1 protein-coding gene is annotated in these 10,255 nt (G+C 65.2%); it reads right to left on the bottom strand.

The window, feature by feature from the left end:
- A partial coding sequence (locus tag ACX4ZE_RS22210; protein ID WP_480275409.1) for an amino acid adenylation domain-containing protein occupies nt 1-10,255 on the bottom strand: 10,255 nt, incomplete at both ends.

Below are 10,255 nucleotides of genomic sequence, written 5' to 3'. Positions count from 1 at the left end.
GTAACCGGTGCTTCCGAAAGCCCGCTCAGATCGAGCAGGTCGATGCGTACCTGTGCGGTATCAATATCCAGATCTGCCCCGGAGGTCAGTACGCACACCGGATCAGCGGTGGCAAGAATGTATTCCGTGCGCTCGGCCGGATGATCCGGATCAAGCGGCACATACGCACCGCCGGCGGCGACGACGGCATACATACCGACAACCAGATCGATCGAGCGCCTCATACCCAGTGCCACATACGATTCCGCGCCAACGCCACGTGCGATCAGCCAGCGCGCCAGCTGGTTCACCCGCCAGGAGAACTCGGCATAGGACAGACTTGTCCCTTCGAAGGTCACCGCAGTCGCCTCCGGCGTGCGTTCGACCTGGTCGTAGTGCATCGAAACCAGAGTTGTCCCGACAGAATGCGCGGTTTGCCCCGATGATGCTGTCGGGTCGATCGGGTACGCGGTGTTGTTCCAGCTGGAGAGCACCAGCTCACGCTCAGCGGCGTCGAGCAGTTCGATAGCACCGACAGTCGTGTCCGGCTCATCGACGATCGCGGTGAGTACCCTGATCAGACGGTCGGCGATACTCCGCACGGTCTGCTCGTCGAATAGGTCGCGCAGGTAGCCCGCGCGTACCCGAAGCCGCGAGTCCAGCTGCGCGATCAGAGTCAGGGGGTAATGCGTGGCGTCGGCCGCGTCCAACGCAGTCACCGCCATACCATCGATATCCGCGGCTTGCGCCTGCAGGCCCGCCGCGTCGACCGGGTAGGACTCGAAGACTACGAGAGTATCGAATAGGCCACCGATGCCGGCGGCAGATTGGATGTCAGCCAGCCCGACGTAGTGGTGATCGAGTAGGTCGGCTTGCTCACCTTGAGTCCTGCGCAGCAGATCACGCGCTGATTCCGCCGGATCGAAACGCACTCGAACCGGTACGGTGTTGATGAACAAACCGACCATCGACTCCACGCCGGCCAGCTGCGCGGGACGCCCGGAGACTGTGGTGCCGAACAGCACATCATCGCGGTTGGTCATCCGGCCGAGCAGGATTCCCCACGCGGTCTGTAACACGGTGTTCGGCGTGACGCCGAGCGACCCGGCCAGCACGGTCAACCGCGCGGTGACCGTCTCATCCAGATCGAAGAAGTATTCACCGGACAATGCGGTGATCTCGCGCCCCGCATCTGGACGGGCCAGCAGGGTCGGCTCGCCGACACCGAGCATCGCGTGCGTCCATGCGGCCATCGAAGCCGCGTGATCCTGCTGCCGAGTCCATTCCAGGAAATGCCGATAGGAGCGGGCCGCAGGCAATACTGAGCTGTCCGCGTGTGCGGCATAAAACATCAGCAGCTCCCGCATGAGCAGTGGCATGGACCAGCCATCGAGCAGGATGTGATGATTGGACACCACAAACTGCCAGCGAGCTCCTTCCGGTGCGGAGGCGTCCGCCGTCTGGATCAAGGTGAAGCGGATCAACGGTGGCTCGGCGAGGTCGAAACGGCGCATGCGGTCGGCCTGGATGAGGTCGGCACCATTGCCTTCGGTGATCCGGTCATATTCGGCCCAGGCCACTCGGACACGGTCCAGCACAATCTGCACCGGATTACCGCCGCGATCGGTGATGAACGCGGTGCGTAGGTTCTCGTAGCGGTCTACCAATGCCTGTGCTGCCGAGCGTAATCGGGCCGCATCCACCCGTCCGGTCAGGGTCAGCACAGCTTGCGCGGTATAGACGTCCACCGAACTCGCGGCGAGCTTGGCATGGAACAGCAAACCGGCCTGCAGCGCTGAGAGCGGCCAGATATCGGCCAGTGCCGGGAAGCGCTGCTCCCATCCGTCGATATCCCGCTGAGTTATCCCCGCAGTGCGCATCAGCGCGAAATCCGACGGGGTGTGCCCACCCGCACCGGCTGAATTAGCATGGCGGGCAACCGCTTCCAGAGCAGCGGTCCACAATTCGGCGAACTCGCGCACGTCGGCGTCCCGCAGCAGGGTCGAGGGGTAGCCGATAGTGGCGGACAGTGTGTCGCCGACCACGATCGCATTCACATCGAGCGACGCCATCGCGGGCATATCCGCGTCGTAGGCGCCGGCCAGCGCACCGAGTTCAGGGGCGGGGATCCAGCCGAAACCACGCAGCGACTCCGGCACATCCCCCTCGGAGACTCGGCCGAGGTAGTTGAAACTCACCTGGCCGGGCAGGTCGCGCGGCAGCTCGTGTGCGGTCTCGGCGTTCAGGTAGCGCAGCAGACCATAGCCGAGCCCCTTGTCCGGCACTGCGAGCAATTGCTCCTTGACCGCCTTGATGGCAGCGCCGAGCGCAGATCCGCCTGTGAACGCCGCGTCGAGATCGATGCCGGACAAGTCGAAACGGACCGGGTAGATTGCGGTGAACCAACCGACAGTGCGGGACAGATCCGCACCGGGAACCACGTCCTCTTCGCGACCGTGTCCTTCCAAGCGGATCAGCAGCGAATCGTCACCGTGAGTACCGACCCGACGCACCCGCCATTTCACGGTGGCCAGCGCCAGCGCGGTGAGCAGTCCGTCGTTCACGCCGCCGTGGAACAGTGCGGGAACTGTGGTGAGCAGAGCCCTTGTGACCTCCGAAGACACCTCGACCCGCAGTTTCTCGATGACTCTTGAAGTGTCCAGCGCCGGGTCCAGTGCCCGCTCGGTCAGCAGTGGGTCGGGCGTGTCTGCCACCGAACGCCAGTAGCCCAATTCGGCCACCCGCTCGGAGCTGGTCGCCTCACGTCGCAGTGCATGCGCCCAAGCGCGCATCGAAGTGGCCGGTGCGACCAATTCCGGCGTCTGGCCCGCAGTGCACTGCCCCCATGCCGTAACGAAGTCCGGCACCAAGATGCGCCATGAGACACCGTCCACCACCAGGTGATGGGCGACAACGATCAGCCGACCGGAGCGCTCGGCGGAATCGGGCTCCAACCAGATGAACCGGATGACCGCACCTGCGGCCGGGTCGAGTCGGTCCAGCGCCACATCCACGGCAGCAGAGGCGATCTCGACCAGTTCCATGTCAGTAATATTCGCGGCGAATCCAATTCGGTCGATCAGTCCATCCACCGCGACCGTGCCCGGCGCGACGGTCTCGACAGTCCAGTCATCGCCTTCCTTGCGCAGGCTCGCCCGCAGCATGTCGTGTCGATCGATGACCGCACCGACCGTCGCCGCAATACCTGCGCGGTCGATGCCCACCGGCAACTCCAGCGCCAGCGTTTGGTTGAACCGGCCGAACGAGCCACGCCGCTCGGCCATGAACCGGACCACCGGTGTCAACGGCATGGCACCGACTCCACCACCAGGTAGCTCGGCGAGTGTCACGGTTGGCGACCCGGTCGCCTCGATGGTTTCGGCGACCGCGGCCAGTCCGGCCACAGTGCGCTGCTCGAAGACCTGTCGCGGAGTGAGCGCCACACCGCGCGCCTTGGCCCGAGAGACCAATTGAATAGAGACGATGCTGTCACCGCCCAATGCGAAGAACGAGTCGTCCACTCCGACCCGCTCGATGCCGAGAACCTCGGCGAATACTTCAGCGAGGGCCTGCTCGACTGGGGTGCGCGGCGCACGGAACACGACCTCGGTCGCGAATACCGGTTCCGGCAACGCCTTACGGTCCAGCTTGCCGACGGGGGTGAGCGGAACGTGGTCGATCACCATGATCGCGGAGGGCACCATGTAGGCGGGCAGCAGAGCCTCGACATGCGAGGTCAGCATCGACACGTCGATCGAGTGTCCACGCGCGGCGACTACATAGGAAACCAGCGATGTCGCGGCTGTGGCGCCGGTGTGGCCCACGGTGACAGCGAAGTCGACAGTCGCGTGCGAGGTGAGCGCAACGTCGATCTCGCCGAGTTCGATGCGGAAACCACGCACCTTCACCTGGAAGTCGGAGCGGCCCACGTAGTCGACCGCACCAGTGTTGGTCCAACGCACCACATCACCAGTGCGGTACATCCGCACTCCGGGGACGTATGGGTTGGCGACGAACCGTTCAGCCGACAGCACCGGCCGCGCGTGGTAGCCACGGGCCAGCTGGATGCCCGACAGGTACAACTCACCTGCGACACCCACAGGAACAGGCCGCAGCTGGGCGTCCAGGATCAACGACTGCATGCCACGGATCGGACCGCCGATGGTGACCCGATCACCTGGCGCGAGCGCATCGCTGATATTGGTCATGATCGTGGTCTCGGTCGGGCCGTAGCCGTTGTGGAAGCGGCGACCCGAACCCTCCGGCGCACCGCCCCACTTCGCGACCAGATCAGCGGGCACAGCCTCGCCTCCCGCCACGATCACCCGCATGTCTTCCAGCGCCGCCGAATCCAGCGAGGCGAGCACAGATGGGGTGAGGAAGGCATGGCTGACTCGCTCGGCGCGGATCAGCTCGGCCAGTTCCTCCCCGCCGTACACTCCGGGCGGGCAAACCACCAGCGCGCCGCCGTTGCCGATTGCGAGTAAGAACTCCAAGATCGACGCATCGAAGCTGGGCGAGGCGAAATGTAGTGCGCGCGTGTCGGAATCGACGTTGTAGCGGGCGTTCTGCTCGTCGCGGAAGTTAGCGAGGCCTGCATGGGTGACTACGACGCCCTTGGGCACACCGGTAGAACCGGAGGTGTAGATCACGTAGGCCGGATGTTCCGGTCGCAGCGGCCGCACCCGATCAGCATCGGTGACCGGGACACTGTCGAACGCAGCGAGCTCCAACTCATCGAGCACCAGCCATTCGACCGTATCCGGCAGTTCGGCGCGCACCGATGCCGCGGTGATACCGATCGGGGAGCCCGAATCGGTGACCATGTGTGCGATACGGTCGGCTGGATAGGTCGGGTCGATCGGTACGAACGCGCCACCGGTCTTGGTCACTGCCCACTCGGCGAAGTACGACATATCCGACCGCGGCACAGCGACCGCCACCAGATCCTCGGTGCCGATGCCATGCGCGACCAGTAGACGGGCCAGGCGATTCGATCGCGCATCCAACTCGCCATAGGACAGACTTCTTCCCTGGAACACCACTGCGGGCGCCTGCGGATCGATCACCGCGGCCTCGGCGATCAGATCGGGCAGCGTCCGTGCTCGCGTTTCCGCCGCACCAGTGCGCGCGACCAGCTCCGCCCGCTCGGTCATATCGAGTACATCGATAGCACCAATAGCGATCTCGGGATCGGCCGCGATGGACGCCAGCACGCGCTCCCAACGCCGTGCGATCTGTGTCACGGTGAACTCGTCGAACAGCTCAGTGGCGTAGGTGAGCGCCAAAGCCATCGCGCCGGAATCTGATTCGTCACGCTCAGCGAGGGTGAACTGCAGATCGAAACGCGCCACGTTCTCTTCGATATCCAGCGCGGACACCGCAAGACCTGGTAGCTCGAGGACGGAGCGCTCTGTGTTCTGGAACGCCAGCATCACCTGGAAAAGCGGGTTGCGCGCCTGCGAGCGCTCCGGCGCGAGCAATTCCACCAACCGCTCGAACGGCACGTCGGCGTTGCCGTAGGCGTCCAGGTCGGTGCGACGTACCCGCTCGAGCAGATCTGCGAACGATTCGCCCGGCTCGATCCCGGTACGCAGCACCAGTGTGTTGACGAACATGCCGACCAGGTCGTCGAGCGCAGCTTCACCACGACCAGCGACCGGGGTGCCGACCGTCACGTCGTCACTGCCGGACAGTCGCGCCAGCAGCACGGCCAGCGCGCTGTGCAGCACCATGAACAAGGAGGCACCGCGCCGTCGCGCGATCTCCTCCAAGTCGTCGATCAGTTCACCGGATAGCTCGTGATGCAGCGTCGCGCCCTGGTACGAGGCGATGGCCGGACGGGGGCGATCGGTGGGCAGGGCCAGCTCATCAGGAATACCGGCGAGCGCACGCTGCCAGTACGCGACCTGCCCGGCCAGCAACGAGCCAGGATCGTCTTCGGCGCCGAGAACTTCGCGCTGCCATATCGCGAAGTCGGCGTACTGCACCGCCAGCGGCATCCAACCGGGAACACTGCCGGTAGCGCGCGCGGTATAGGCGATTATCACGTCGCGGGTCAGCGGCCTCATCGAGAAGCCGTCAGCCGCGATATGGTGCACCACGACCACGAGCACGTGCTCGTCGGATCCGGTCGCATACAACCTGACGCGCAACGGAACCTGTCCGGCCACATCGAATCCGGCGGTAACGAACTCGGCCACTGCCGCAGTCAACTCCGCCCTATCCACCGCGACCGGACGCAGATCCAGAGCGATGTCCTCGGCAGGCACGATGACCTGGACCGGGATGCCGCCGTGCTCGGGGTATCTGGTACGCAACGACTCGTGCCTGCGCACCACGTCGGCAACCGCCAGCCACAATGCCTCGATGTCCAAATCACCGGTCAGCCGGATGGCTATCGGCAGGTTGTAGGCCGCCGAAGCGGTGTCGTACTGGTTCAGGAACCACATGCGCTGCTGCGCGAACGACAACGGCACCAATTCCTCTGCGGCACGCTCACGGGCGACGAGACGAGCCCGTGCGGCACCGTCGGCGTGCGATTCGGTCCGCGCGGCAAGAGCTTCCACGGTGGTGGCCTCGAACAGCGTGCGCACCGCGACAGTTGTGCCGAGCGCGGCGCCGATGCGAGCCACCACTCTAGTCGCGATCAGCGAGTTTCCGCCGAGGTCGAAAAAGTCGTCGTCCAGGCCGACTCGCTCCACGCCGAGTACATCGGCGAACACCGCGGCCACGGTCTCCTGTACCGGCGTAATCGGTGCGCGGAAGGCACGCGCCCGCGCCATCGGAGCAGGCAATGCCCGGCGGTCCAGCTTTCCGTTGACGGTCAGCGGAATCCATTCCAGCCGCACCATAGCCGAGGGCACCATGTAGGACGGCAACTGCGAGGCGGCGCCGTCACGCACCGCATCGAGCGCCGGTTGAGCGTCCGGTTCGGCAACCACATAAGCGACGATCCGCTGATCGCCTGGCTGGTCCTCACGCACGATAACCGCGGCCTGGGCGATGCCGGGCTGGGCGAGAATCGCCGATTCGATCTCGCCGAGTTCGATCCGGAAGCCACGCACCTTCACCTGGTCGTCGGCACGGCCCAGGTATTCCAGCTCACCGAAACGATTCCAGCGCGCGAGATCGCCAGAACGGTACAACCGCCCGCCTGGCACCTCGCCCGTCAGGTCCGCGACGAAGCGGGTGGCGGTCAGATCGGTACGGCCGAGATAACCGCGGGCCAATTGCGTCCCGGCCACATATATCTCGCCCGCGACCCCGATCGGAACCGGACGCATCCTGTTGTCGAGTACATACACCCGCAAGCCCGCGACCGCCCGCCCGACCACGCTTCCGGACGCCGCGGCAATAGTCGCGGCGTCCAATGCACGATAGGACACATGCACCGTGGTCTCGGTAATACCGTACATATTGACCAGCAGCGGACCCGAGGCAGCAGCCCGCGCCTCCGCTGAAGTCGGATCGGTGACACCAGCACCGTGCCGGGCCACCCAATCGGCGAGTCTGCGCAATTCCAACGCCTCGCCGCCGAACACCACATAGCGCAGCGCCAGCGGTGCGGCGTCGAGTGCGGCATTCCGGTCGGCCTCCGCCAGCTGATAGAACGCGGACGGAGTCTGGTTGAGCACCGTGACACCCTCGGCGCGTAGCAGTTCCAGGAACTGCTCCGGCGAGCGCGAGGTGTAGTAGTCGACCACCACGAGGGCGCCGCCGAACAGCAACGGTCCCCACAGCTCCCATACCGAGAAGTCGAAGGCGTAGCTGTGGAACAGCGTCCACACGTCATCGGGCTCGAAACCGAAGTCACGGTCGGTGTTAGCGAATAATCGCACCACATTCCGGTGCGTCACCACGACGCCTTTCGGGCGGCCGGTCGAGCCAGAAGTGTAGATCACGTACGCGGCATTGTCCGGGGTCAACGCGGCATTCCGATCGGCGTCGGTGATCGGAGCGTCGTCGGCGTCCTCGACGTTGCCGGTCTCCACTGCGAACCCATCCAGCACCACAGCGGGCAGCTCATGCGGAACCGATACCCGCACAGTGGAATCGAGCACCACGCTGGTCGGCTGAGAGTCAGCGAGCACATAGGCGATCCGGTCGGCCGGGTAGGTCGGATCGACCGGCACATAGCCCGCACCGGTCTTCACTACAGCCAACAGCGCGACCACCAAGTCCAGTGACCGTGGCAGGATCACCGCGACCAGAGACTCCGGCCCGGCGCCTTCGGCGATCAACCTGCGCGCCAACACATTCGCTCGCCGGTCCAGCTCGGCGTAGGTCAGCGTCTCCACCCCGAAGCGAGCCGCGATCCGGTCCGGGTGCGCGGCGACGCTCTCATCGAACAACCCGGCCAGCGTGCTATCCGGATCAGCGAACCCACCCACTCGGGCAACACTCCCGGTACTGTCGGCGCCGGAAGACACCCAGCGCTGCGACACGTCGAGCCGTTCACTCTCCCCGAGCAGATCGATATCCCCGACTGGGATCTCCGGTTCCTCGACGATACCGCGCAGGATGCGCACGAAACGGTCGGCGAAGGCGGCCACTGTCTCCGGATCGAACAGTTCGATGGCGTAGTTCCACGACAGTCCGAGCCCGCCATCTGCAGACTCGCCAACCGTAAGCTGCACATCGAATCTGGCTGTTCCTGGGTGGATGTCGACCACCTCGACGTCCAGACCCGGTACCGCAACGGCGCCGATATGAGCGGCTGAGGCGGCTTCGAAGGTCAGCGCGATCTGGAACAGCGGATGATGCGCCTGCGACCGCGCTGGGCTGAGCACATCCACCAGTCGCTCGAACGGCACGTCGGTGTGCGCGAAAGCAGCCAGGTCGGTGCGACGCACCTGGTCGAGCAATTCCTCGAAACGTACACCAGGATCGACCTCGTTGCGTAGTACCAGTGTGTTGACGAACATGCCGACGACATCGTCGAGTGCGCGTTCACCACGGCCCGCGATCGGAGTACCGATCGCTATGTCAGTGCTGCCCGACAGGCGGCTCGCCCATGCGGCGAGCGCGGCGTGCACGAGCATGAACAGCGTCACACCGCGAGCCCGCGCCAACTCTGCCAACGCGGCGTGCAATTCGGCACCGACCGTGAAGTTATGAGTGCCACCGGCGTTGGAAGCGATCTCCGGCCGGGGACGGTCGGCGGGTAATTCGATCTGATCGGGCAGATCGCGCAGCTGCTCGGTCCAGTACGCGAGCTGCTCGGCCGCGACGGAATCCGGGTCGTCTTCGACGCCGAGCACGTCGCGCTGCCACAGCGCGTAGTCGGCGTATTGCACATCGAGCGGGGTCCAACCGGGCGCCGCATCACGAGCGCGCTCTGTATAGGCAAGCACTATGTCACGTAGCAGTGGACGCAGCGAGAAACCGTCCACACTGATGTGATGCATGACCAGCACCACTATGTGGTCGGTCGCCGACAACTCGAGCAAGCGGGCCCGGAACGGGATCTCACTGGTCACATCGAAACCGACGTTCGCCAGCTCGACGAACCGCATAGACAGCTCATCCACAGCGACCGATTCGGCAACCAAGTCAAAACCGACTTCGGCCATCGGCAGGACACGCTGATAGCCAGTCCCCTCTACCTCGGGGTAGACGGTGCGCAGCGCCTCGTGCCGTGCGAGCACGTCGCCGATGGCCGCGTTGAGCGCGGCCACATCGAGCGCGCCGGCCAGCCGCAAGGCAACCGGAATGTTGTTCACCGCAGCCCGGTTGTCGAACCGGTTCAGGAACCACATGCGCTGCTGCGCAGGCGACAACGGCACCAGATCTGGCCGCGGACGGGCGACCAGTGGTGCCCGGCCACCCTGCCCTGCGTTTTCCGCCACCGTCGCGGCCAGCGCCAACACGGTGGGTGACTCGAACAGCGCACGCACCGGAACCTGGGTGTCCAGCACCTCACCGAGCCGCGCCGCCACCTGTGTCGCCAGCAGTGAGTTGCCGCCCAGGTCGAAGAAGTCGTCGTCCAGACCGACCCGCTCCACACCGAGTACCTCGGCGACAGTGCCTGCCACCAGCTGCTGCGTCGGCGTCACAGGCGCGCGGAACACCGCGGCCTCGAACACCGGCGCGGGCAACGCCCTACGATCCAACTTGCCCGAGGCGTTCAACGGGAACTCCTCGAGCACAACGAACGCCGCGGGCACCATATACCCAGGCAACCGCGCACCGACCCCGGCCCGCACCGACTCGGTATCCACCACCCGATCCGGATCAGCCACCAGATAGGCGACCAGCTGGTCACCCAGCCGAT

The organism is Nocardia sp. TBRC8007, assembly GCF_056629435.1.
This window is presented reverse-complemented; position numbering and strand designations above follow the sequence as displayed.